Annotated in this window: 23 protein-coding genes, 1 other RNA gene and 1 pseudogene; 10 read left to right on the top strand and 15 right to left on the bottom strand. The window is 55.8% G+C overall.

Annotated elements, in window-relative coordinates:
• Positions 1-27: 27 nt before the first annotated feature.
• The 6 genes and pseudogenes from tdcA to garL all read right to left on the bottom strand — a co-directional run bounded on the left by tdcA (position 28) and on the right by garL (position 5387).
• Positions 28-948: a transcriptional regulator TdcA gene (gene tdcA / locus LLF79_RS11850; protein ID WP_008501504.1), complete on the bottom strand. Its 921-nt coding sequence runs from the start codon at positions 946-948 to the stop codon at positions 28-30.
• 754 nt (positions 949-1702) lie between these two features.
• Positions 1703-2590, bottom strand: coding sequence for a colanic acid biosynthesis glycosyltransferase WcaA (gene wcaA / locus LLF79_RS11845; RefSeq protein WP_227879598.1), 888 nt, complete (start codon positions 2588-2590; stop codon positions 1703-1705).
• A 24-nt stretch (positions 2591-2614) separates the two neighbouring features.
• A pseudogene (locus LLF79_RS11840) lies at positions 2615-2896 on the bottom strand (pentapeptide repeat-containing protein); the annotation flags it as partial.
• A 372-nt stretch (positions 2897-3268) separates the two neighbouring features.
• An RNA gene (gene rnpB / locus LLF79_RS11835) (RNase P RNA component class A) lies at positions 3269-3645 on the bottom strand.
• 59 nt (positions 3646-3704) lie between these two features.
• Complete coding sequence (garR, locus tag LLF79_RS11830) at positions 3705-4595, bottom strand: 2-hydroxy-3-oxopropionate reductase (protein ID WP_227879558.1); 891 nt, start codon at positions 4593-4595, stop codon at positions 3705-3707.
• A 21-nt stretch (positions 4596-4616) separates the two neighbouring features.
• Entirely contained in the window at positions 4617-5387 is a 771-nt protein-coding gene (garL, locus tag LLF79_RS11825; RefSeq protein WP_023326156.1) for a 2-dehydro-3-deoxyglucarate aldolase, read from the bottom strand.
• A 373-nt stretch (positions 5388-5760) separates the two neighbouring features.
• On the opposite strand from garL, the gene garD reads away from it, so the two are divergent.
• On the top strand, positions 5761-7332 hold the full coding sequence (gene garD, locus LLF79_RS11820; protein WP_227879557.1) for a galactarate dehydratase: 1572 nt from the start codon (positions 5761-5763) through the stop codon (positions 7330-7332).
• A 155-nt stretch (positions 7333-7487) separates the two neighbouring features.
• On the opposite strand, the gene rsmI is transcribed toward garD, so the two are convergent.
• A complete protein-coding gene (gene rsmI, locus LLF79_RS11815; protein ID WP_023294650.1) occupies positions 7488-8351 on the bottom strand; it encodes a 16S rRNA (cytidine(1402)-2'-O)-methyltransferase in 864 nt (287 codons plus the stop codon).
• A gap of 62 nt (positions 8352-8413) precedes the next feature.
• Here rsmI and LLF79_RS11810 point away from each other — a divergent pair, with 62 nt between their 5' ends.
• The 4 genes from LLF79_RS11810 to dolP are packed head-to-tail and all read left to right on the top strand — an operon-like array spanning position 8414 to position 12129.
• On the top strand, positions 8414-10579 hold the full coding sequence (locus tag LLF79_RS11810) for a penicillin-binding protein activator (protein ID WP_227879556.1): 2166 nt from the start codon (positions 8414-8416) through the stop codon (positions 10577-10579).
• Entirely contained in the window at positions 10537-10932 is a 396-nt protein-coding gene (locus LLF79_RS11805; RefSeq protein WP_021242244.1) for a YraN family protein, read from the top strand. Before LLF79_RS11810 ends, LLF79_RS11805 begins: the two co-directional genes overlap by 43 nt.
• A 21-nt stretch (positions 10933-10953) precedes the next feature.
• Positions 10954-11544, top strand: a complete 591-nt coding sequence (gene diaA, locus LLF79_RS11800) for a DnaA initiator-associating protein DiaA (protein ID WP_003861754.1) — start codon at positions 10954-10956, stop codon at positions 11542-11544.
• A gap of 9 nt (positions 11545-11553) precedes the next feature.
• Positions 11554-12129: a division/outer membrane stress-associated lipid-binding lipoprotein gene (gene dolP, locus LLF79_RS11795; protein WP_008501489.1), complete on the top strand. Its 576-nt coding sequence runs from the start codon at positions 11554-11556 to the stop codon at positions 12127-12129.
• A gap of 65 nt (positions 12130-12194) precedes the next feature.
• Here the strand turns inward: dolP and LLF79_RS11790 are convergent, their stop codons facing one another.
• Complete coding sequence (locus tag LLF79_RS11790) at positions 12195-13232, bottom strand: permease (RefSeq protein WP_227879555.1); 1038 nt, start codon at positions 13230-13232, stop codon at positions 12195-12197.
• 39 nt (positions 13233-13271) lie between these two features.
• On the bottom strand, positions 13272-13916 hold the full coding sequence (locus LLF79_RS11785; RefSeq protein ID WP_227879554.1) for an NAD(P)H-binding protein: 645 nt from the start codon (positions 13914-13916) through the stop codon (positions 13272-13274).
• A gap of 128 nt (positions 13917-14044) precedes the next feature.
• Between LLF79_RS11785 and LLF79_RS11780 the strand changes: the two genes are divergently transcribed.
• Positions 14045-14563: a type 1 glutamine amidotransferase domain-containing protein gene (locus LLF79_RS11780; RefSeq protein WP_008501486.1), complete on the top strand. Its 519-nt coding sequence runs from the start codon at positions 14045-14047 to the stop codon at positions 14561-14563.
• Here the strand turns inward: LLF79_RS11780 and LLF79_RS11775 are convergent.
• Positions 14543-14977: a YhbP family protein gene (locus LLF79_RS11775; protein ID WP_008501485.1), complete on the bottom strand. Its 435-nt coding sequence runs from the start codon at positions 14975-14977 to the stop codon at positions 14543-14545. The genes LLF79_RS11780 and LLF79_RS11775 overlap by 21 nt on opposite strands.
• A 14-nt stretch (positions 14978-14991) precedes the next feature.
• Here LLF79_RS11775 and LLF79_RS11770 point away from each other — a divergent pair, with 14 nt between their 5' ends.
• Complete coding sequence (locus LLF79_RS11770; protein WP_008501484.1) at positions 14992-15321, top strand: GIY-YIG nuclease family protein; 330 nt, start codon at positions 14992-14994, stop codon at positions 15319-15321.
• On the opposite strand, the gene LLF79_RS11765 is transcribed toward LLF79_RS11770, so the two are convergent.
• Together LLF79_RS11765 and LLF79_RS11760 are read right to left on the bottom strand one after the other, a co-directional pair.
• A complete protein-coding gene (locus LLF79_RS11765; protein WP_021242248.1) occupies positions 15308-15811 on the bottom strand; it encodes a GNAT family N-acetyltransferase in 504 nt (167 codons plus the stop codon). The two genes, LLF79_RS11770 and LLF79_RS11765, sit on opposite strands and share 14 nt — an antisense overlap.
• Positions 15805-16329: an SCP2 domain-containing protein gene (locus LLF79_RS11760; protein WP_008501482.1), complete on the bottom strand. Its 525-nt coding sequence runs from the start codon at positions 16327-16329 to the stop codon at positions 15805-15807. The genes LLF79_RS11765 and LLF79_RS11760 overlap by 7 nt, the downstream gene beginning before the upstream one ends.
• Before the next feature lie 211 nt (positions 16330-16540).
• Here LLF79_RS11760 and LLF79_RS11755 point away from each other — a divergent pair, with 211 nt between their 5' ends.
• The 3 genes from LLF79_RS11755 (at position 16541) to LLF79_RS11745 (ending at position 19508) form a co-directional block, all read left to right on the top strand.
• On the top strand, positions 16541-17536 hold the full coding sequence (locus LLF79_RS11755; RefSeq protein ID WP_045415306.1) for a peptidase U32 family protein: 996 nt from the start codon (positions 16541-16543) through the stop codon (positions 17534-17536).
• A gap of 7 nt (positions 17537-17543) precedes the next feature.
• Positions 17544-18422 carry a U32 family peptidase gene (locus tag LLF79_RS11750; protein ID WP_021242250.1) on the top strand — a complete coding sequence of 293 codons (879 nt, stop codon included), beginning with the start codon at positions 17544-17546 and terminating at the stop codon, positions 18420-18422.
• Between the two features lie 78 nt (positions 18423-18500).
• The gene (locus tag LLF79_RS11745; protein ID WP_227879553.1) at positions 18501-19508 is read left to right on the top strand and encodes a luciferase-like monooxygenase; all 1008 of its coding nucleotides are present in this window, start codon (positions 18501-18503) and stop codon (positions 19506-19508) included.
• Between the two features lie 86 nt (positions 19509-19594).
• Here the strand turns inward: LLF79_RS11745 and mtr are convergent, their stop codons facing one another.
• The 3 genes from mtr to yrbN all read right to left on the bottom strand — a co-directional run bounded on the left by mtr (position 19595) and on the right by yrbN (position 22950).
• On the bottom strand, positions 19595-20839 hold the full coding sequence (mtr, locus tag LLF79_RS11740; RefSeq protein WP_227879552.1) for a tryptophan permease: 1245 nt from the start codon (positions 20837-20839) through the stop codon (positions 19595-19597).
• Positions 20840-20981: 142 nt separating this feature from the next.
• Positions 20982-22877, bottom strand: coding sequence for a DEAD/DEAH family ATP-dependent RNA helicase (locus LLF79_RS11735; protein WP_021242253.1), 1896 nt, complete (start codon positions 22875-22877; stop codon positions 20982-20984).
• Positions 22870-22950, bottom strand: coding sequence for a protein YrbN (gene yrbN, locus LLF79_RS27050; RefSeq protein WP_100122156.1), 81 nt, complete (start codon positions 22948-22950; stop codon positions 22870-22872). Before yrbN ends, LLF79_RS11735 begins: the two co-directional genes overlap by 8 nt.
• Positions 22951-22999 lie beyond the last annotated feature (49 nt).

Raw genomic sequence — 22999 nt, 5'->3', positions numbered from 1 at the left:
GGTATTTTTAAAATTAAAACTTATTATTCATCGTCGTCTTTCGATATTCATCGACGAATATTGTTTAGCCAGCTCAACTAATACTGACGCCGATTTTTTAATCCTGTAATTTTTAGACCACACGGCAGCATAACGCGCCACGGGTAATTCGTCTTCCACGGGCAGCACAATAAATTGATCCGAACCGAATGGGGCAATCATGTCGCGGGGAATCACCGTCAGATAATCGGCATTCAGGACAAGGTTATAAATGGTGACGACGGAATCGGTCTGGACGATGTTTTCGATGCTGATGTGGTTGTCTTGCAGAGTGGTCAGAAGTTCTTTGTAGTAGCCCATATCGGTTTGCGGCATCACCCACTGCTCGTGCGTAAGCGATGCCAGTGTCGTCGGGCCGGTACACGTTCGCGTTTTGCTGGCGACCAGCACAAACTCAGACTCAAACAGCGGTTCGACGTGCAGATCCTGCAGCAGCATTTCATCGCTCAGCGTGCCGATAGCGAAATCCAGACGACCATCGCGAATGGCCGGGAGGAAAGAGGAGAGCTGAGCTTCATACATTGAGACGCGCGCTTTCGGGAACACTTCCTTGAATTTTTTGATCATCTCAGACAGGAAGGTAAAACCAATCAGCGACGGATAGCCAAAGGAGACATCCATAACGGTGCTAAAACTGAGACTGTTGATTTCGCTCACCATGTTTTTCATTTCACGGGTGATCGACTCGGAGTACGAGAGCAGAACCTGGCCTGCAGCCGTCAGTTTTACGCCCGTATTTTTACGTACCATCACTTCCACACCGAAGTAAGATTCGATATCGCTGATGATTTTGCTGACGGCGGGTTGCGTCAGGCCCAGTTGTCTTGCAGCAGAACCTATGGAGCCACTTTTAATGACTTCCTGAAATACCACGAGGTGCTGTGTTTTCGGTAGAATAATAGTGTTCATAATATTCTGCGCTTATTTCCCTATGACGGGGTGAATTCTACTCAATAATGTTTCAGGGGGTATGTGCTGTTACTCACAATTTGCTTTGAGCAACCCTTAACTCACGCTTCAAAAACCCATTAAAAACCTTATAAATCAATGCATTGAAGGTAATTAAATACGCTACAACGCTGATATTGATCAACAAAAATAGCGCTAATAAATTTATTTTATGGCGATAACCCGGATTTATTTCACCGTTCTTAAAAAAACAATAAAGACGATATTTCAGGCAATTAAAGGCTAATAAATAACCGTCATTTGTTTGAAACATACTTTCATTTAAGTCATTTTTTACGACGTAAATTTTCAAATTTCAGGAAAAGAGTGGAATAAGTCACATATTCACGGAGGAAATGTATTTGATTTCAATAAGCGCACATCAAACGAGAAAAGATTTACGAACATTAAGCTAACAATCATAACAAATCATCAATACTACAGATCGCCGGTTTTTTAGATTTAAATTTTGTGATGGCGATCATCTGCAGATGCCGAGGCGGAACCGGCGAGTGAAAAACAGTGAAATGTGCTTAATGTCGCAAATATGAGAATTGATGTCGTTTGTGTGGTGCCGGGTGGCGCTGCGCTTACCCGTTCGTCGTGGTTGTCCGCCGGGGTAATTCCCGGCGACTTATCCAGCCCCTCGTCACAATGATTGCCGTATTAACCTACTATTTCCGGACACCACAACGACTCTTGTCGTTTGTACGCATCAGAACTTTTTGTTCCGGAAGCGGGTATACATCATCAGATAGCGTTTCAGATTGCGTAGCGTCATCAGTTTCATCAGGGTTTGCGGGCGCATCTTTTTGTTGCGAATGTAGTACAGAGTGAATAGCTGATATTTTTTACTCGATACGTCTAATTTGGCTTTGTGTTTCCGGTAAAAACGTAGATAACCTGAAAACTTTCGTCCTGAGCAGGTAATGCGGGCTTCGCCGTGATTGACATAAAGCACCTGTGTGATGTCATCCAGTTTGAAAGGTTCACCGAAGGTTTCTGCAAGCCGATAAAAAGCATCATAATCCTGAGCAGCCGGCAAGGCGTCGTCGAACAGGATCTGCTGCATTCTACTGGTTAAGGTCAGCATTTGGTTGCCTATAATATTCCGTTTATCAAACAGGCTTTTTTTATAAGCTGGTTTCGGATACACCTGTAATTCATCAGGATGATGATATCCGGTACCGTCACAAAGATAATCATTTGCGTACAAAAAACTGTGCAACTGAAGTTTATGTTGCCAGGTAAGAAAAGAGGACAGGCGTGTCGGCAGCCATTCATCATCATCATCCAGACCCGTAATAAGGTCACCACGGGCCATTCTTATAGCCTGATTTCGGACTGCACAAGCGCCAGAGTTAAATTCATTGCGAATATAGGTAATGCGTGGGTCATTCAGTTCGGAGATATACGTCAAGAGTTGGTCAAATGACGATGAGAAATCGTCAATGATAATGAGTTCCCAGTTCACATAGTCTTGATTCAGTACCGATTGTATGGCTCTGATCGCAAATGCCTGGCGGTTCCAGGTTGGCATGTAGATGGAGATGAGTGGCCGGGATAGTGGCGTGTCACTTTCATTTTGTTCATTTTCCGTCAATAACCTGACATCATGGATATCACTTCCAGTAAAATCCACGCAAGTACAATCAGCGTGACTAAAAATTGTACCTTCCGTTTTACAGTAGCTAAGATTAGCGCCTGCAAGATTGGCACAGGAGAAATCGGCTCCTCGAAGATCACAAAACGAAATATCGCATCCCGATAAATCAATATTGCGTAAATAGAGCCCCCTGAGATCCATAAACCTCAGATCTGCACCAGCTAAACCAGGCTGATATCGGTGATTTTTAAGTATATTTTTATGATATTGGATTAGTTTTTTTAGTTTGTTTTTTCTGTCCATGCTCAACCGAATACCGATAAGAAAATTAGGCATTGAGTTAAGCGCTCTTAACATTCTATAGCAATAGCCCCCCTTCATTTTCAGAAATTAATTAGGGACAAACTGTATTTATTAACGTTTTATTTATTTTTCTCATACATTGTAGTGAGCCAGGGAGGTCTGTAGAGCCAATATTGTCAGTAAATAAATATGAATCGCAATCCAGAGACATACATATAAACTGAAGGCAGACGGAAATGAAGGCTGTAGCGGTTGCAAGGTTTCAGGATAGTCGGGATGGAACAGCCGTTGGTGTGCCTCGTTTGTATCACAGTCTGTGTCACATTTTCACCTGGGAAAGCCTGAGACACACCAACGTATTGTTTTAGAAGAAGTTGAAGCTGACCGATAAGCCGGGTTCTGTCGTGGACAGTCATTCATCTAGGCCAGCAATCGCTCACTGGCTCAAGCAGCCTACCCGGGTTCAGTACGGGCCGTACCATGTGAACCCCTATTTGGCCTTGCTCCGGGTGGAGTTTACCGTGCCACGGACTGTTACCAGCCGCGCGGTGCGCTCTTACCGCACCCTTTCACCCTTACCTGATCCCGCTTGCGCGGGCCATCGGCGGTTTGCTCTCTGTTGCACTGGTCGTGGGTTTCCCCCCCAGGCGTTACCTGGCACCCTGCCCTATGGAGCCCGGACTTTCCTCCCCTCCGCCCGTCTCCCCCGAAAGGGACGACGACGAAGCGGCGACTGTCTGGTCAGCTTCGGCGCGCAGTATAGAGGGTTTGCGCGCCGCTGTCACCCTCGGCTGTGGGTAAGCCGTGATTAACGCGCCACTTCCACCTTCGCCAGTTTTTCGTAGTAGCATGCAATTGCGCTGTGATCGGCCGTGCCCAGGCCATCGGCACGCAGCGCCTGCATCATCTCCATGACCGCTGCGGTCAGCGGCAGCTGTGCGCCCACGCCGTGGGAAGTATCCAGCGCGTTCGCCAGATCTTTGATATGCAGGTCGATGCGGAAACCGGGTTTGAAATTGCGATCCATGACCATGGGCGCTTTGGCATCCAGCACGGTGCTGCCCGCCAGACCGCCGCGAATGGCCTGGTAGACCAGGTCCGGATTGACACCCGCTTTGGTCGCCAGCGTCAGCGCTTCAGACATGGCGGCAATGTTGAGTGCCACAATCACCTGGTTTGCCAGCTTGGTCACGTTACCCGCCCCGATCTCCCCGGTGTGTACCACGGAGCCCGCCATGGCTTTCATCAGGTCGTAAAATTTATCGAAAAGAGCTTTATCGCCGCCGACCATGACCGACAGCGTGCCGTCGATGGCTTTCGGCTCGCCGCCGCTGACCGGTGCATCCAGCATATCGACGCCCTTCGCCTTCAACGCCTCGCTGATTTCACGGCTCGCGAGCGGTGCGATAGAGCTCATATCGATCAGCACCAGGCCCGGTTTCGCGCCGTCGATAATGCCGTTTTCACCCAGCGCGACTTCTTTGACGTGCGGGGAGTTTGGCAGCATGGTGATGATGACATCGCACTGCTCGGCAATGGCTTTCGCGGTGGTGGCTGCTTCTGCGCCAGCCGCTATCACCTCAGCCACGGCATGTGGATTATGATCGGAGACCACCAGCGAGTAACCTGCTTTGATGAGGTTCTTACTCATTGGTTTACCCATGATCCCCAGGCCAATAAAACCCACTTTCAGCGTCATAATCTGTTTCCTCAATGATGGTTATTTTTTAAAAGCGTCCGCTAATTTCTGCGTAGCCGAGCGGAAAACGCCGAGGTCGCTGCCGACAGCAACAAACGTGGCACCCCACTCCAGGTAGCGGCGGGCGTCAGCCTCAACCGGCGCCAGAATGCCGCACGGCTTGCCGTGTGCTTTGGCGCGGGCAAAGATGTGCTGGATCGCGCGCTGCACGTCAGGGTGGCTGGCGTTACCCAGATGGCCTAAGGCGGCAGCCAGATCGCTTGGGCCGACGAAGATCCCGTCCACGCCGGTTGTGGCGGCAATCGCGTCGACGTTATCGACGCCCTGCTGGCTCTCGATCTGAACCAGAATGGTGATGTTGCTGTTGGACTGCGCGAAATAGTCCGGGACGGTGCCAAACATATTGGCGCGGTGCGAAACGGAAACGCCGCGGATCCCTTCGGGAGGATAGCGCGTTGACGCCACGGCCAGCGCCGCTTGCTCTTCCGTCTCCACAAACGGGATCAGGAAGTTGTAGAAGCCGATATCCAGCAGACGCTTAATAATCACCGGTTCGTTGGTGGGGACACGCACCACCGGGGCACTGTTGCTGCCTTTCAGCGCCATCAGCTGCGGAATAAACGTGCTGATATCGTTTGGCGCATGTTCGCCGTCCAGCACCAGCCAGTCGAAACCGGCCAGGCCCAGCACTTCGGTGCTGATAGGGTTTGCCAGCGCGGACCAGCAGCCAATCTGAATCTGGTGCGCTGCGAGAGCCGCTTTAAATTTATTCGGGAAGATAGCGTTATTCATTGTATTTACCTTTTTAATTCCGCAGCCTTTTTCAGCATCATTTTATTTATTCAGACACCGCGCCATCATGATATTTATTATTCGGACATACTCTGGCGTAATAAAATCGTCATTCAGTATAAGATGCAATCCACGACCGCACATTGTTTTAATGCTCAGGTATTACGCTATTTTTTGATAAAAATTTTTGCATATGCACAAAGCACTGGGCGCTAATGCACAGAATCAAGGATTACGGGCTCGCGAGCGATCGGGATCACATTTTGATATTGAATCTGCTGACATGCTTTATTTCTGAAAGCCGCGTATTTATTTCTACCATCAGAAAAATGGCTGAACCTATTATCAGAATTTTGCTGGAGAATACTGACCAATGGCCGACATTGAAATTCGACAGGCACCGCCGACGGCGTTTTATATAAAAGTGCACGACGCCGATAACGTGGCGATTATCGTCAACGACAATGGCTTAAAAGCAGGAACCCGCTTCCCGGACGGGCTGGAACTGACTGAGCATGTTCCGCAGGGACATAAAGTCGCCCTGGTGGATATTCCTGCTGAAAGCGAAATTGTGCGTTACGGTGAAGTCATCGGCTATGCCGTTCATTCGATACCGCAGGGAAGCTGGGTGGAGGAGTCGCTGGTGGCGCTGCCAGAAGCGCCGCCGCTGAACACGCTTCCGCTGGCAACCCGCGTGCCGGAACCGCTACCCCTGCTGGAAGGCTATACCTTTGAAGGCTATCGCAATGCGGACGGCAGCGTCGGCACTAAAAATCTGCTCGGTATTACCACCAGCGTGCACTGCGTGGCGGGCGTCGTGGATTACGTGGTGAAAATCATCGAACGCGATCTGCTGCCAAAATACCCGAACGTCGACGGCGTGGTGGGCCTGAACCACCTCTACGGCTGCGGCGTGGCGATTAACGCGCCCGCTGCCGTGGTGCCTATCCGGACCATCCACAATATCGCCCTGAACGCCAACTTTGGCGGCGAGGTGATGGTCATTGGCCTCGGCTGTGAAAAATTGCAGCCAGAACGCCTGCTGCAGGGTACCGAGGATGTCAAAGCCATCCCGGCAGACGAGGCCAGCATCGTGCGCCTGCAGGACGAACGCCACGTCGGTTTCCGCTCAATGGTCGACGATATTTTGCAGGTAGCAGAACGCCATCTGGACAGGCTCAACCGCCGCCGGCGCGAAACGTGCCCGGCGTCGGAGCTGGTGGTCGGAACCCAGTGCGGCGGCAGCGATGCCTTCTCCGGCGTGACGGCCAACCCGGCGGTGGGCTATGCGTCCGATCTGCTTGTTCGCTGCGGCGCCACGGTGATGTTCTCCGAGGTGACTGAAGTGCGTGACGCCATCCATCTGCTGACGCCGCGCGCCGTTAATAAAGAGGTCGGCAAGCGCCTGCTTGATGAGATGGCCTGGTACGATAACTATCTCGATATGGGCAAAACCGACCGCAGCGCCAACCCGTCTCCGGGCAACAAGAAAGGCGGCCTGGCAAACGTGGTGGAAAAAGCCCTCGGCTCTATTGCCAAATCCGGGCAGAGCGCCATTGCAGAAGTGCTCTCTCCGGGCCAGCGCCCGACGAAACGCGGCCTGATCTACGCGGCAACGCCGGCCAGCGATTTTGTGTGCGGGACGCAGCAGGTGGCATCCGGCATTACGGTGCAGGTCTTTACCACCGGGCGCGGCACGCCGTACGGCCTGATGGCGGTGCCGGTGATCAAGATGGCGACTCGCACCGAGCTGGCAAACCGCTGGTATGACTTAATGGATATCAACGCGGGCACCATCGCCACAGGAGAAGAGAGCATTGAGGACGTGGGCTGGAAGCTGTTCCACTTCATTCTGGATGTCGCCAGCGGGCGAAAGAAAACCTTCTCGGACCAATGGGGATTGCATAATCAGCTGGCGGTGTTTAACCCGGCACCGGTGACGTGATTTTCCGTCCCACATCTATCCCGCATTTAGGTAACCCGTCGGACACGCCGCAAACCTTCCAGGTTGAGGCGATACCTGCTAGCTAAAAGACACATAACGATCCGTAGGCCGGATAAGGCGTAGCCGCCACCCGGCAAAAACCGGCAGGGGATGCCTTACTCCCCCTGCTGCTCCAGCGCATACTTATACAACGCATTTTTCTTCACGCCGTGAATTTCTGCCGCCAGCGCAGCGGCTTTCTTCAGCGGCAGTTCCGACTGCAGCAGCGCCAGCGTGCGCAGCGCGTCGGCAGGAAGGGCGTCTTCTTCCGCCTTGTGCCCTTCGACGATCAGCACCATTTCACCCTTGCGGCGGTTTTCGTCTTCCTTCACCCACGCCAGCAGCTCGCCCACCGGTGCGCCGTGGATGGTTTCCCAGGTTTTGGTCAGCTCGCGCGCCAGCACCACGTAGCGGCCTTCCCCCCAGACGGTCACCATATCTTCCAGGCTCTCCAGCAGGCGGTGCGTAGATTCGTAGAAAATCAGGGTGCGCGGTTCCGCTTCCAGCTCTTTTAAGACGTCGCGGCGGCCTTTTGATTTAGCAGGCAGAAAGCCTTCATAGCAGAAACGGTCAGACGGCAGACCTGCGGCGCTTAACGCAGCAATCGCGGCGCACGGTCCCGGCAGGGGCACAACGCGAATACCGGCTTCGCGACAGGTACGCACCAGGTGATAGCCCGGATCGTTGATCAGCGGCGTACCGGCATCGGAGACCAGAGCAATGTTCTGCCCCTCTTTCAGCTTCGCCACCAGCGTTTCGGCTTTTTGTTGCTCATTGTGATCGTGCAGCGCAAACAAACGGGCGTTAATCGCGAAATGTTGCAGCAGCAGGCCGGTGTGGCGGGTATCTTCAGCAGCAATTAAATCAACAGCTTGCAGTACGGTGAGCGCACGTTGGGTAATATCAGACAAATTCCCGATAGGAGTAGGTACAATATAAAGCTGGCCTTGAGAATTATCTGCCGTTTCGTGTTGTTTCATTGTTTCGTCCGTATTGCCGATTTAATATTGAGCATTGCGTAAAAAAAATCACTGGATACAGTATGGTACCGTTAACGTTTCTTCGAAAAAAAGCCACGCGCAGCGTGCCGCTTCTGCTGGCAGCCCTGATCTTTGCAGGCTGTGGCACCCAGGCACCTGACCAGAGCACCGCCCATCTCCAGGGTTCTGCTCAGGCTGATTCTGGCTTTTATCTGCAACAAATGTCGCAGAGTTCAAATGATACCAAGACCAACTGGCAATTACTCGCCATTCGTGCACTGCTGAAAGAGGGTAAAACCCAGCGGGCAGCCGAACTGTTTAACCAGTTGCCAAAAGATCTTAACGACGCACAGCGTCGCGAGCAGAGCCTGCTCTCTGCCGAGCTGAAAGTCGCGCTGAAAGATTACGCCGCAGCGAAGAAGATCCTCGGTGATATCGACGTAAGCGCGCTGGATAAAAACCAGCAGGCGCGCTTCTGGCAGGCGGGTATTACCGCTGAGCAGGGACGCCCTTCCCTGACGTTGCTCCGCGCGCTCGTCGCGCAAGAGCCGCTGCTTGGCGGTGCTGATAAGCAGAAAAATATTGATGCCACCTGGCAAGCGCTGGCGTCGATGACGCAGGAACAGGCGCAGGCGCTGGTCATCAACGCCGATGAAAGCGTCCTGCAGGGCTGGCTGGATCTGCAGCAGATGTGGTTTAACAACCGCAGCGATCCAAAAATGTTGAAAGCCGGCATTACGGACTGGCAGACGCGCTACCCGCAAAACCCGGGCGCGAAAATGCTGCCAACCCAGCTGGTGAACGTGCAGAACTTTAAGCCAGCTTCCACCAGCAAAATCGCCCTGCTTCTGCCGCTCAACGGCCAGGCGGCGGTGTTTGGACGTACCATTCAGCAGGGTTTTGAAGCGGCGAAAAACGGCACGACGTCGGTAGCCGGCAGCGCCGTTCCCGCACAGGCAGCCCAGGCGGCTAATGTGAATAATGATGTTGTCAGCCCATCCGCCGCAGAGACCAGCGACCTGACCACGGCGCAAACGCCAGCGCAGGGCACGATGCAAAACCCTGTGACGGCCCCGACGACGCCTCCAGCTGAAGCTGCACCGGCTACAGCAGCACCTGCGGCCCAGGCTCCGGCCGAGACGCAAACGGCGCCAGCTCCTGCCACAACAGCAGAACAGCCTCAACAGCAGCCTGCACAACCCGCGGCTCAACCTGCCGCGCAGCCGCAGGCCGTGGCAACCACCAGCGCCAACCCGGGCGCTGAATTGAAAATCTACGACACCAGCTCGCAGCCGCTTGACCAGGTGCTGGCGCAGGTACAGCAGGACGGGGCGAGCATCGTTGTCGGTCCGCTGCTGAAGAACAACGTGGAAGAGCTGATGAAGAGCAATACCACGCTGAACGTGCTGGCGCTCAACCAGCCAGAGCAGGTTCAGAACCGGGCCAATATCTGCTACTTCGCGCTCTCTCCGGAAGATGAAGCCCGCGATGCGGCGCGTCATATTCATGAGCAGGGTAAGCAGGCTCCGCTGCTGCTCATCCCACGCAGCACGCTGGGCGATCGCGTGGCCAATGCCTTTGCCGATGAGTGGCAGAAGCTGGGCGGCGGCGTGGTGCTGCAGCAGAAATTCGGTTCCGTCTCTGAACTGCGCGCAGGCGTCAACGGCGGGGCGGGTATCGCGCTTAACGGCAGCCCGGTCACCGCGAGCCTGCCACAGCAGCAGGGCGTGACGATTGGCGGCCTGACGATCCCTGCGCCGCCAACCGACGCGCAGATTAGCGGTGGCGGTAAAGTGGATGCGGCCTATATCGTTGCCACGCCGCAGGAGATCGCCTTTATCAAACCGATGATTGCGATGCGTAACGGCAGCCAGAGCGGCGCAACGCTTTATGCCAGCTCCCGCAGCGCACAGGGCACCGCAGGCCCGGATTTCCGTCTGGAAATGGACGGTCTGCAGTACAGCGAAATCCCGATGCTGGCCGGCAGCAATCCATCCCTGATGCAGCAGGCGCTGAGCGCGGTGCGTAACGATTACTCTCTGGCGCGTCTGTATGCGATGGGGGTTGATGCGTGGGTGCTGGCGAACCACTTTACCCAGATGCGTCAGGTGCCGGGCTTCGAGCTTAACGGCAACACCGGCGATCTGACCGCGACCCAGGATTGTGTGATTAACAGGAAGTTATCATGGCTCAAATACCAGCAGGGGCAGATCGTCCCGGCCAGTTAAGCCGCAAACAAACCGGCGATGCGTGGGAGTTAAAGGCGCGTCGCTGGCTTGAAGGCAAAGGACTGCGTTTTATCGCCGCCAACGTCCGCGGGCGTGGTGGCGAAATTGACCTGATCATGAAAGACGGTCAGGTCATTGTGTTTGTAGAAGTGCGCTTTCGACAGTCCTCCCGTTTTGGCGGTGCTGCCGCCAGCGTGACGCTCGCCAAACAACATAAATTATTACAGACTGCCCACTTGTGGCTTGCCCGCCATAATGGGAGTTTTGATACTGTGGATTGCCGGTTCGATGTGATAGCCTTCACCGGAAATGAGATCGAATGGCTTAAAAACGCTTTTGGCGAAGACGCATAATTAAGATTTAAAAGGGATAACGTGCTCGAAAGAATTAAAGTGTGCTTCACAGAAAGCATCCAGACTCAGATTGCCGCGGCGGAAGCCCTTCCGGATGCTATCTCGCGTGCCGCAATGACGCTGGTGCAATCCCTGCTAAACGGCAACAAAATCCTCTGTTGTGGCAACGGCACGTCAGCCGCCAACGCACAGCATTTTGCTGCCAGCATGATCAATCGTTTTGAAACAGAACGCCCCAGTTTACCTGCCATTGCACTTAATACCGATAATGTGGTCTTAACGGCGATTGCTAACGATCGTCTGCATGACGAAATTTACGCAAAGCAGGTGCGAGCCCTGGGTCATGCCGGAGATGTGCTGCTGGCCATCTCCACGCGCGGCAACAGCCGGGATATTGTCAAAGCCGTTGAAGCCGCCGTCACCCGCGACATGACAATCGTGGCCTTAACCGGCTATGACGGGGGTGAGCTTGCGGGTCTGCTTGGGCCGCAGGATGTGGAAATCCGCATTCCGTCTCACCGGAGCGCACGCATACAGGAGATGCATATGCTCACGGTGAACTGCTTATGTGACTTGATCGATAACACGCTTTTCCCTCACCAGGATGATTAAGGAGTTCTTATGAAGGCTTTATCGACCCTCGCAGTCCTTATGTCTGCATTACTGCTTCAGGGATGTATCGCTGCGGCCGTTGTGGGTACCGCCGCAGTAGGCACCAAAGCGGCAACCGATCCGCGCACTGTGGGAACACAGGTGGATGACGGTACGCTGGAGCTGCGCGTCAACAGTGCGCTGTCGAAAGACGAACAGATCAAGAAAGAGGCGCGTATCAACGTGACGGCTTATCAGGGCAAAGTGCTGCTGGCAGGCCAGGCGCCGAATATGGAGCTCGCCTCGCGTGCGAAACAGATTGCGATGGGCGTTGAAGGGACCACAGAGGTGTTTAACGAAGTGCGTCAGGGCAAGCCAATTGGTTTGGGTGATGCCTCTTCCGATACCTGGATCACCACCAAAGTACGTTCCCAGCTGCTGGGCTCGGACCAGGTGAAATCTTCCAACGTGAAGGTGACAACGGAAAACGGTGAAGTGTTCCTGCTGGGTCTGGTGACCGAACGTGAAGGGAAAGCGGCGGCCGATATCGCCAGCCGGGTGAGCGGCGTGAAGCACGTCACCACCGCGTTTACTTACATTAAATAAAAAAATCCCCTCAAGTGAGGGGATTTTTTTGTAGGCCCGGTAAGCGTAGCGCCACCGGGCGTTTTTCACAGAAGCGCAATGCTTCCCACCATCACCCCGCTCAACGCCACCAGCCCCGCGGTGAGCCACAGCGCTTTCGCCGGGAATGACTTACGCAGCATAATCAGCGACGGCAGGCTGATGGCCGGTAACGTGATGAGCAATGCCAGTGCCGGTGCGGTGCCCATGCCGGCCAGCATCATGGTCTGAACAATAGGAATTTCTGCGGCGGTAGGGATCACAAACAGGCAGCCTGCAACGGCCATCGCAATGACCCACAACAGCGTGTTGTCGATAGCGCCATCCGCATGCGGGAAGAGCCAGACGCGCGCCGCGCCGAGAACCAGCACCGCCAGGATATAGACCGGGATGGTGCTCCAGAAAAGCTGCCATAGCGCCCTGCCCCAGCGCGCAAAGAACCCGCCCTGCGGCTCGCTGACGTCCAGCTCAACAGACGCGGACTCTGGCGCCTTATCCTTCACCAGATTCTGCACCAGCGTCGCCACCACCAGCACGGTCAGCAGTCCGGCCACCAGACGAATGAACGCGAAATGCCAGCCCAGGACAAAGCCCATAAACACCAGCGTCGCCGGATTGAGCAGCGGGTTGCCCATCCAGAACGCCAGCGCGCCACCCATCGACACGCGCTGGCGGCGCATCCCTGCCGCCACGGGCGCAGCGCAGCAGGAGCACATCATGCCCGGCAGGGAGAAGATCGTTCCCAGCAGCGCCCCCTGAAAACGGGGCTGTCCGAGGGTTTTCACCAGCCAGTTGCGCGGGATCAGCACCTGAATCAATGAGCCCAGGATCACGCCTAAGACGGCGGCCTTCCAGACGGCAAGGAAGTAGACCATGGCATAGTCCCACGCCGCCTGAAGCGGGCTGGCATCCGCCTGAGCGAGAATAGATTTACCGATGCTGTGCGTTTCGGCGGCGGTGAAGGCTTTGCCGTAGTACGGCTGCCATTTCACGTACCAAAGGCCAACGATGACCACGAGAAAGAAGAGTGCGGGCTTCCACCATTGAACAGGTGTTGCCGCCTGAGATGAAGACTGACCAGTCATAGCATTCCCCGGAGAGTATGAGTAATTAGCCGGGGGAGTTTACGCCTCGCCCTGCGCGATTTCACGCAGTTTTGCCGAAGGGATAATGTTTACGCCCGCTTTCGACGGAGCCAGTCCCTCTTTTAACAGCGCACGCGCGACGTCCCGCGCCTCGATAGATTTCAAGTTGCCGGGCAGGATCCGAAACAGCGGGGCAAATATCGACTCGTTAAAGCGGCGCTCGTCCCGGTGGCCGATCAGCATTGAGGGGCGCACAATCGTCAGCTGCTCCCATTTCTGCGCAATCAGCGCATCCTCCATCTTGCCCTTCACCTTGTTGTAGAAGAAAGGCGATCCGGCACTGGCGCCCAGCGCGCTGACCACCAGAAAATGTCTGGCTCCCAGCTTTTTCGCCGTAAGCGCGGTGTCCACCACCAGCGTATAGTCGGCGTGGATAAATGCCTCTTTGCTCCCCGCCTCCCGCCGCGTGGTGCCCAGACAGCAAAAGGCGATATCAATCGGGTCCTGGACCTGCGCCAGCGCATCCGTCAGCTGGGGATCGTGCGGATTAAAAACGCCGGAGATGTCCGCCAGCGGTCGACGCGTCGGGGCGGCGATGTAGTTCACGCGGCGATCCTGAATCAGCAACCGCAGCAGATGATCGCCCACTAGCCCGGTAGCCCCGGTAATCAGTACCTGACTCATCGTATCCCCTTTACAGAATTGTCCGTTTGCGAACTCAGCGTCGTCGACCACACTTAGAAGTCTGTTACAGGTAAGTATTTACCACAAGCGGAGAAAAATCAGTCTGAAGCCAAAACAACGGAGGAAGCATGGGCAAGAAAATCGCAGTCTTGATTACCGACGAGTTTGAAGATTCAGAATTCACCTCTCCTGCAGAGGCGTTCCGCAAGGCGGGACATGAGGTCATCACCATCGAGAAAGAGGCGGGCAAAACGGTGAAAGGCCATAAGGGCGAGGCCAGCGTGACCATCGACGAGACTATCGATAACGTGAGCCCCTCAGATTTTGACGCCCTGCTTTTACCCGGCGGCCATTCACCGGATTCCCTGCGCGGAGACGAGCGCTTCGTGACCTTCACCCGGGACTTTGTCTCTACCGGCAAACCGGTCTTTGCCATCTGTCACGGGCCGCAGCTGCTCATCAGCGCGGAGGTTGTACGCGGGCGTAAGCTCACGGCGGTGAAACCGATCGTTATCGATCTGAAAAATGCGGGGGCCGAGTTTTACGATCAGGAGGTGGTCAACGACAAAGACCAGCTGATCACCAGCCGGACCCCGGACGATCTCCCGGCGTTTAACCGCGAAGCGCTACGCCTGCTCGGCGCGTAACCAGTGCAGCTTCTTGCCAAAGCCCAGGGTGTTGTCGGTAAATTTCAGCTCATCGAGGCGGATTTCCCACACCGGGGCTTTTAGCGCAGCGGCGACCGGAAAGCGGCGCGTGTAGTGCTTGCGACGCGCGTCGCTCTCTTCTCCGTCCAGGCGACGGATTTCCCCCTTAAACTGTACCCCACGGATCAGCGCCACTGTTTTCGGCTGGCCATTTACCGTGCCCGCGACTTTTGCCTGCTGGCCGGTCATCTGCGCATGACGCGTTTTGTCTTCGCTCATGACGTAAAATGCGACGCGCTCCGGATCGTAGTAGTAAAACGCGTTTGCGCACCACATCTCACCCTCGCTGTAGACGCACCAGGTGACGACGTGCTGCTTCGCCAGCCAGCGGTTAATGGCGGCCAGTGTTTCCATTTTCGTTCTCTCTCATGCTATGGTGCGTTCACCTTAACATACTGAATCTGTTTACCGTGTGCTGGTTTCTCTATCTTGTCCGAACCGCTGATAACGCACTCTACACCGGGATCACCACCGATGTGGCGCGGCGTTTTTTACAACATCAAACGGGGAAAGGGGCAAAAGCGCTGCGGGGGAAAGGAGAATTACAGCTCGCCTTTTCGGCGCCCGTCGGTGACCGATCGCTGGCGCTCAGGCTGGAATACCGCATCAAACAGCTGACGAAGCGCCAGAAAGAGCGCCTCGTGACCGGAGACGGCTCCTTTGAGGCGCTACGCGAGAGCCTGATTAAAAGCGATTGAAATGGTCGTGGTATTCAACCAGACCATTGACGCCGTTGAGCGCGTCGTCCGCCAGACGGTGCACCTGGAAAGCGGATTCCGTACCCGGCCAGCGGCAGCGCAGATCGTAATGCGCGGCCTGCTCGAAGCCCAAACGGCCATAGAATGCCGGATCGCCCAGCGTTACAACGGCCGCATAACCGAACTCATTGAGCGAATCCAGCCCTTCATAGACCAGCTGGCGCGCCAGCCCCTGCCCGCGATAGTTTTCATCCACCGCCAGCGGTGCCATACCGACCCACTGCAGCTCTTCGCCCTGAACGATGACCGGACTGAAGGCAACATAGCCCACCACCTGACCTTCATCATCGGTGGCAACCAGCCCCAGCGTGATCAGGCCGTCTTCACGGAGATCGTGGACCAGTTGGGCTTCCGCATCGCTCTCAAAAGAGCGGCGTAATAACGCATCGATACCCGGTGCATCAATCCCAATTTCGACTCGAATCAGCATGGCTCACCTACTGAAGTGTGTTTACTGTCCGGCGGGGTTTTCAGCCCGGCCTCAACGAAATCTGCCATTTGCATTAACATCACGCGCAGCGCTTTCGGCATCTGCTCCAGCTCAATGGCATCCATTAAATTCTTAACGTACAGGCCCAGCTCCGTGTCGCCTTCAATCACCAGACGGCGCTGGAAGAAGAGCGTATCCGGATCCTGCTTGCGCGCGGCGATCATCAGCAGATCGCTGGCGTTGGCGCTAAAGCTCACGTCCGCCTCGGCGGTTTCGCGGACGATCAGCTGGTCATTCTCAACGGAGGTAAACCAGCGCAGCCCGATGTCACGTACCTCAATGCTCAACCAGCGGCCTTCCAGGAATTCCAGCTCGCCATCCTGCAGCGCCTGGCGGAACTGCCAGCTCAGGACCTGCTCCAGCACCTGACGTTTAAGCGCGAACGGCGCCAGCTTTACCGGCACGCTCAGCATTGATGGGCCAAATTGTACGAGACGTGAACGCAGTTTATCCAGCACGAGCTTTACTCCCTGATATCTATAGTCCTGCTATTTTGCCATATCCGACGCATAACATAGCGGCGTAAATCAACAAACCGTCGTCCGGACAACCTCATTATTGGTGCCATCAATACGCCATTAGCTGCCTTAAATCAAAAATTGTCGCGTATGGGTTAATTAAAATCCCAGCTCGTTAACATTTTTGCGATCGACAACATCAGGATAAATTATGGAGCTGCTCTGCCCTGCCGGAAACCTTCCGGCGCTTAAGGCGGCCATCGAAAATGGGGCCGATGCGGTCTATATCGGGCTGAAAGATGACACCAATGCCCGCCATTTTGCTGGCCTCAACTTTACGGAGAAAAAGCTTCAGGAAGCCGTTAACTTCGTTCACCAGCACCGCCGCAAGCTGCATATCGCCATCAATACCTTTGCTCATCCTGACGGCTACGCCCGCTGGCAGCGCGCGGTGGATATGGCGGCACAGCTGGGTGCCGATGCGCTGATTCTGGCCGACCTCGCCATGCTTGAGTATGCGGCAGAACGCTATCCCCATATTGAGCGCCACGTCTCTGTTCAGGCATCTGCCACCAACGAAGAGGCCGTGCGTTTTTATCACCGAAACTTTGACGTGGCCCGCGTGGTGCTGCCGCGCGTACTCTCTATTCATCAGGTTAAGCAACTCGCGCGCGTCACGCCAGTGCCGCTGGAAGTTTTTGCCTTTGGTAGCCTGTGCATTATGGCCGAAGGCCGTTGCTATCTTTCCTCCTATTTGACCGGCGAGTCACCGAATACCGTCGGGGCCTGCTCCCCTGCCCGCTTCGTTCGCTGGCAGCAAACGCCGCAGGGGCTGGAATCTCGCCTGAATGAGGTGCTGATCGACCGCTATCAGGACGGTGAAAACGCCGGTTATCCTACCCTGTGTAAAGGCCGCTATCTGGTCGACGGCGAGCGTTACCATGCCCTGGAAGAGCCCACCAGCCTTAACACGCTGGAGCTGCTGCCGGAGCTGCTGGCGGCCAATATTGCCTCGGTGAAAATCGAAGGTCGCCAGCGCAGCCCGGCGTACGTGAGCCAGGTGGCGAAAGTGTGGCGTCAGGCCATCGACCGCTGCCTGGCGGACCCGCAGAACTACGCGCCGCAGCAGGCCTGGATGGAAACGCTCGGATCGATGTCCGAAGGCACGCAAACCACGCTGGGCGCGTATCACCGTAAATGGCAGTGAGAAAATCATGAAATATTCATTAGGGCCGGTGCTTTACTACTGGCCAAAAGAGACGCTGGAAGATTTTTACCAGCAGGCCGCCACCAGCAGCGCCGATGTGATTTACCTCGGCGAAGCGGTGTGCAGCAAACGCCGGGCGACGAAAGTGGGCGACTGGCTGGAGATGGCGAAAAGCCTGGCGGGAAGCGGCAAACAGGTGGTGCTTTCCACGCTCGCGCTGGTGCAGGCCTCTTCTGAACTGGGCGAGTTGAAACGCTACGTTGAGAACGGCGAATTCCTGCTGGAAGCGAGCGATCTCGGCGTGGTGAACATGTGTGCCGAGCGCAAGCTGCCGTTTGTCGCGGGTCATGCCCTGAACTGCTACAACGCGGTGACCCTGCGCCTGCTGCTCAAACAGGGGATGACGCGCTGGTGCATGCCGGTGGAACTCTCCCGCGACTGGCTGGCAAACCTGCTCACGCAGTGTGAAGAGCTGGGCATTCGCAACAAGTTTGAAGTGGAGGTGCTGAGCTACGGCCATCTGCCGCTGGCCTATTCCGCCCGCTGCTTTACCGCACGCTCGGAAGACCGTCCGAAAGACGAGTGCGAAACCTGCTGTATTAAGTATCCGAACGGGCGCAGCATGCTGTCGCAGGAGAATCAGCAGGTGTTTGTTCTCAACGGTATTCAGACCATGAGCGGCTATGTCTATAACCTGGGCAACGAGCTGGCGTCGATGGACGGGCTGGTCGATATGGTGCGCCTGTCACCGCTGGATACCGGCGTGTTCGCGATGCTGGACGCCTTCCGCGCTAACGAAAACGGCGCTGCTCCGCTGCCGCTGACGGCAAACAGCGACTGTAACGGCTACTGGAAGCGTCTGGCCGGGCTGGAACTTCAGGCCTAAAAAAGGCTCACTTTGTTAACAACGGTTATCATTTTTTAATGCAGTATTAAAGATTCACCGTCGACAAAGTGAGCTGTTATGACTGACAAAACCCTTCCGTTTTCGGTGCTGGATCTGGCGCCGATCCCACAAGGCGCCTCGGCAAGAGAAGCCTTTTCGCACTCTCTGGATCTGGCTCAGCTGGCCGAAAAGCGTGGCTATCACCGCTACTGGCTGGCCGAACACCACAACATGGTGGGCATTGCCAGCGCCGCCACCTCGGTACTGATTGGTTATCTGGCGGCAAATACCACCACGCTGCACCTGGGCTCCGGCGGCGTGATGCTGCCGAACCACGCCCCGCTGGTGATCGCCGAGCAGTTCGGCACGCTGAATACCCTCTATCCGGGCCGTATTGATTTAGGGATTGGCCGTGCGCCGGGTAGCGATCAGCCGACCATGCGCGCCCTGCGCCGCCATATGAGCGGCGATATCGACAACTTCCCGCGCGACGTGGCCGAACTGGTGGACTGGTTCGACGCGCGTGACCCGAACCCGCACGTGCGCCCGGTACCGGGTTACGGCGAGAAGATCCCGGTCTGGCTGCTGGGCTCAAGCCTCTACAGCGCGCAGCTTGCCGCCCAGCTGGGGCTGCCGTTTGCGTTTGCCTCGCATTTCGCGCCGGATATGCTGCATCAGGCGCTGCATCTCTACCGCACGCACTTCAAACCGTCCGAGCGTCTGGAGAAACCGTACGCGATGGTCTGTATCAACATTATTGCCGCCGACAGCAATCGCGACGCGGAATTCCTCTTCACCTCCATGCAGCAGGCGTTTGTGAAGCTGCGCCGCGGTGAGACGGGCCAGCTTCCGCCGCCGGTGGAGAATATGCATCAGCTGTGGTCAGCTTCAGAGCAGTATGGTGTACAGCAGGCGCTGATCATGTCGCTGGTGGGTGATAAAGCGAAAGTGCGTCACGGGCTGGAAGCAGTGCTGCGCGAAACGCAGGCGGATGAAATTATGGTTAACGGTCAGATTTTCGATCACCAGGCGCGTTTGCACTCGTTTGATTTGGCCATGCAGGTGAAAGAGGAGTTGGTGGGGTAGCCTTTTTGCCAGGTGGCGCTTCGCTTACCTGGCCTACGGGGACGCGTAGGCCGGATAAGGCGTAGCCGCCATCCGGCACAAAATGTTTACTGGTACACCGGCAGCAGATTAAAACTCGACAGCACGTGAACCAGCGCGTTACCCACCCCAAATACCAGAATCAGCGCAAGCATCGGCTTGCCGCCCCAGACGCGGAATTTCGGGCTGCCGAAGCGTTTACGTGATTTGCGGGCCAACAGCGCCGGCACAATCGCCGCCCAGATGGTTGCCGCCAGACCGGCATAGCCGATGGCGTACAGGAAACCGTTCGGCCACAGCAGGCCGCCCACAATCGGCGGCAGGAAGGTCAGCAGCGCGGTTTTGAAGCGCCCCATCGCGGAATCATCAAAGCCAAACAGATCCGCCAGGTAGTCAAACAGGCCCAGCGTCACGCCGAGGAAAGAGCTCGCCACCGCGAAGTTAGAGAAGATCACCAGCAGTAAATCCAGGCTGCGGCTGTTCAGCACGCCGCTCAGGGCCTGCACCAGCACATCAATGTTACCGCCCTTCTGCGCAATACCGATAAACTCCGGGCGCGGGATATTGCCCATCGTCCCGAGCAGCCAGATGACGTACAGCGCCAGCGCCAGCAGCGTGCCGTAGACCAGACACTTCACAATCGTGCGCGGATCCTTGCCGTAGTACTTCATCAGGCTCGGCACGTTACCGTGGTAGCCAAACGACGCCAGGCAGAACGGCAGGGTCATCAGCAGGTAAGGCGTATAGGAGGTATTCACTTCCGCAACGTTAAACAGCGTGGCAGGCGTCACGTGCCCCAGCAGGCTGCCGAAGGTCAGGAAGAAGGTGATGACCTTCGCGCCCAGCACGATCGCCGTCATCCGGCTCACCGCTTTGGTACTCATCCAGACGATAAACGCCACGCCCAGCGCAAAGCACAGCCCGGCCAGACGCGCCGGTACGTTCAGCGACATCTCCGAGAAGGTGTGATGCAGAATCGAGCCGCTCGCCGAAATATACGCATAGGTCAGGATATAGAGCACAAACGCGATGGACAGCCCGTTCACCAGGTTCCAGCCTTTGCCCAGCAGGTCTTTGGTGATGGTGTCGAAGCTCGCGCCAATGCGGTAGTTCAGGTTGGCTTCGAGGATCATTAGCCCGGAATGGAGCATACAGAACCAGGTAAAGACCAGCGCGGCCAGCGACCAGAAGAACCACGCACCGGACATGACCACGGGCAGGGAGAACATCCCGGCACCTATAATGGTTCCGCCGATGATCACCACGCCGCCAAGCAGCGAAGGTGACGTTTGGGTGGTGGTTAGTGTCGCCATACAGCCTTTTCTCCAGTCAATCATGCGGTTCTGCATTTTAATGTGACGCACCGTACCAGTACAAGAGTACAAAGGGAATAAAAAAAGCCCCGATAGCATGTATCGGGGCTGTATATTTTACTTTACGTCAGAAGCGTAAGGCTTACGCGTCACCGAAACGACGACGGCTGGTGCCTTCTTCACGACGCGGGCCACGGCTTTCACGGCGCTCGCCGGAGAAACGACGACCTTCACCACCGCGACCTTCGCTGCGACCGCCTTCACGACGCTCGCCGCCGAAACCGCGACCACCGCCACGACGTTCGCCGCCACGGTCAGGGCGTGGCTGTGCATCGCCCAGCAGTTGCATGTTCATCGGCTTGTTCAGGATGCGGGTACGCGTAAAGTGCTGCAGTACTTCACCCGGCATGCCTTTCGGCAGCTCGATGGTAGAGTGGGAGGCGAACAGCTTGATGTTACCAATGTAACGGCTGCTGATGTCGCCTTCGTTAGCGATAGCGCCAACGATGTGACGAACTTCAACACCATCATCACGGCCCACTTCAATGCGGTACAGTTCCATATCGCCTGCGTCGCGACGTTCACGACGAGGACGGTCTTCACCACCACGCTCTGGACGGTCACCACGTGGGCCACGATCGTTACGATCGCCACGACGTTCGAAGCGGTCGTCACGGTCACGGAATTCACGTTTAGGACGCATCGGTGCATCTGGTGGCACGATCAGGCTACGTTCGCCCTGAGCCATTTTCAGCAGTGCTGCAGCCAGGGTTTCCATGTCCAGCTCTTCGCCTTCAGCAACAGGCTGAATCTGCGACAGCAGCGCACGGTACTGATCCAGATCGCTGCTTTCCAGCTGCTGCTGTACTTTGGCGGCGAATTTTTCCAGACGGCGTTTGCCCAGCAGCTCTGCGTTTGGCAGGTCCGCTTCTGGAATGGTCAGCTTCATGGTGCGTTCGATGTTACGCAGCAGACGACGCTCGCGGTTCTCAACGAACAGCAGCGCACGGCCAGCACGACCCGCACGACCGGTACGGCCGATACGGTGAACGTAAGACTCGGAATCCATCGGGATGTCGTAGTTAACAACCAGGCTGATACGCTCAACGTCCAGACCACGTGCTGCCACGTCGGTTGCAATCAGGATATCCAGACGACCGTCTTTCAGACGCTCCAGAGTCTGCTCACGCAGGGCCTGGTTCATGTCGCCGTTCAGCGCTGCGCTGTTGTAGCCGCTACGCTCCAGGGCTTCAGCCACTTCCAGGGTCGCATTTTTGGTACGAACGAAGATAATCGCCGCATCAAAATCTTCCGCTTCCAGGAAACGTACCAGCGCTTCGTTTTTACGCATGCCGTATACAGACCAGTAGCTCTGGCTGATGTCCGGGCGAGTGGTTACGCTGGACTGAATACGCACTTCCTGAGGTTCTTTCATGAAGCGTTTGGTGATACGACGAATCGCTTCCGGCATGGTGGCAGAGAACAGCGCGGTCTGATGACCGTCCGGGATCTGCGCCATGATGGTTTCAACGTCTTCGATGAAGCCCATACGCAGCATTTCATCTGCTTCATCCAGTACCAGACCGCTCAGTTTAGAGAGGTCCAGGGTACCGCGCTTCAGGTGATCCAGCAGACGGCCCGGCGTACCGACAACAATCTGTGGGCCCTGGCGCAGGGCGCGTAACTGCACGTCATAACGCTGGCCGCCGTACAGGGCAACCACGTTTACGCCGCGCATATGTTTAGAGAATTCCGTCATGGCTTCTGCAACCTGAACAGCCAGTTCACGGGTTGGAGCCAGAACGAGGATCTGCGGTGCACGCAGGTCCGGATCAATGTTGTTCAGCAGCGGCAGCGAAAACGCTGCAGTTTTACCGCTACCAGTCTGGGCCATGCCCAGCACGTCACGACCAGAAAGCAGGTGTGGGATACACTCAGCCTGGATCGGAGATGGTTTTTCGTAACCCAGATCGTTAAGGGCTTCAAGGATAGGAGCCTTCAGGCCCAGATCTGCAAAAGTGGTTTCGAATTCAGCCATGTAGTACGAGTGCCTCAATGTCAATGGCGGCCAGTCTACTTAGCTCATCGTGAAAATGATTAGCAATTTTCATTGAAAAGTGTGAACCGGCTCAAAGTAGGTGTATTGACGAACAACAACGC

It is taken from the genome of Enterobacter cloacae complex sp. 2021EL-01169 (genome assembly GCF_020733125.1).
Taxonomy (GTDB): domain Bacteria; phylum Pseudomonadota; class Gammaproteobacteria; order Enterobacterales; family Enterobacteriaceae; genus Enterobacter; species Enterobacter roggenkampii.
Note: the sequence above shows the minus strand (reverse complement) of the source record. Positions and strands in the feature narration are given on the sequence as shown.

Coding starts and splice junctions, on each gene's coding strand:
- tdcA (WP_008501504.1), bottom strand. CDS start 948: ATGAACACTATTATTCTACCGAAAACACAGCACCTCGTGGTATTTCAG.
- garR (WP_227879558.1), bottom strand. CDS start 4,595: ATGACGCTGAAAGTGGGTTTTATTGGCCTGGGGATCATGGGTAAACCA.
- garL (WP_023326156.1), bottom strand. CDS start 5,387: ATGAATAACGCTATCTTCCCGAATAAATTTAAAGCGGCTCTCGCAGCG.
- garD (WP_227879557.1), top strand. CDS start 5,761: ATGGCCGACATTGAAATTCGACAGGCACCGCCGACGGCGTTTTATATA.
- rsmI (WP_023294650.1), bottom strand. CDS start 8,351: ATGAAACAACACGAAACGGCAGATAATTCTCAAGGCCAGCTTTATATT.
- LLF79_RS11810 (WP_227879556.1), top strand. CDS start 8,414: ATGGTACCGTTAACGTTTCTTCGAAAAAAAGCCACGCGCAGCGTGCCG.
- LLF79_RS11805 (WP_021242244.1), top strand. CDS start 10,537: ATGGCTCAAATACCAGCAGGGGCAGATCGTCCCGGCCAGTTAAGCCGC.
- dolP (WP_008501489.1), top strand. CDS start 11,554: ATGAAGGCTTTATCGACCCTCGCAGTCCTTATGTCTGCATTACTGCTT.
- LLF79_RS11790 (WP_227879555.1), bottom strand. CDS start 13,232: ATGACTGGTCAGTCTTCATCTCAGGCGGCAACACCTGTTCAATGGTGG.
- LLF79_RS11785 (WP_227879554.1), bottom strand. CDS start 13,916: ATGAGTCAGGTACTGATTACCGGGGCTACCGGGCTAGTGGGCGATCAT.
- LLF79_RS11780 (WP_008501486.1), top strand. CDS start 14,045: ATGGGCAAGAAAATCGCAGTCTTGATTACCGACGAGTTTGAAGATTCA.
- LLF79_RS11775 (WP_008501485.1), bottom strand. CDS start 14,977: ATGGAAACACTGGCCGCCATTAACCGCTGGCTGGCGAAGCAGCACGTC.
- LLF79_RS11770 (WP_008501484.1), top strand. CDS start 14,992: ATGCTATGGTGCGTTCACCTTAACATACTGAATCTGTTTACCGTGTGC.
- LLF79_RS11765 (WP_021242248.1), bottom strand. CDS start 15,811: ATGCTGATTCGAGTCGAAATTGGGATTGATGCACCGGGTATCGATGCG.
- LLF79_RS11755 (WP_045415306.1), top strand. CDS start 16,541: ATGGAGCTGCTCTGCCCTGCCGGAAACCTTCCGGCGCTTAAGGCGGCC.
- LLF79_RS11750 (WP_021242250.1), top strand. CDS start 17,544: ATGAAATATTCATTAGGGCCGGTGCTTTACTACTGGCCAAAAGAGACG.
- LLF79_RS11745 (WP_227879553.1), top strand. CDS start 18,501: ATGACTGACAAAACCCTTCCGTTTTCGGTGCTGGATCTGGCGCCGATC.
- mtr (WP_227879552.1), bottom strand. CDS start 20,839: ATGGCGACACTAACCACCACCCAAACGTCACCTTCGCTGCTTGGCGGC.
- LLF79_RS11735 (WP_021242253.1), bottom strand. CDS start 22,877: ATGGCTGAATTCGAAACCACTTTTGCAGATCTGGGCCTGAAGGCTCCT.
- yrbN (WP_100122156.1), bottom strand. CDS start 22,950: ATGAAAATTGCTAATCATTTTCACGATGAGCTAAGTAGACTGGCCGCC.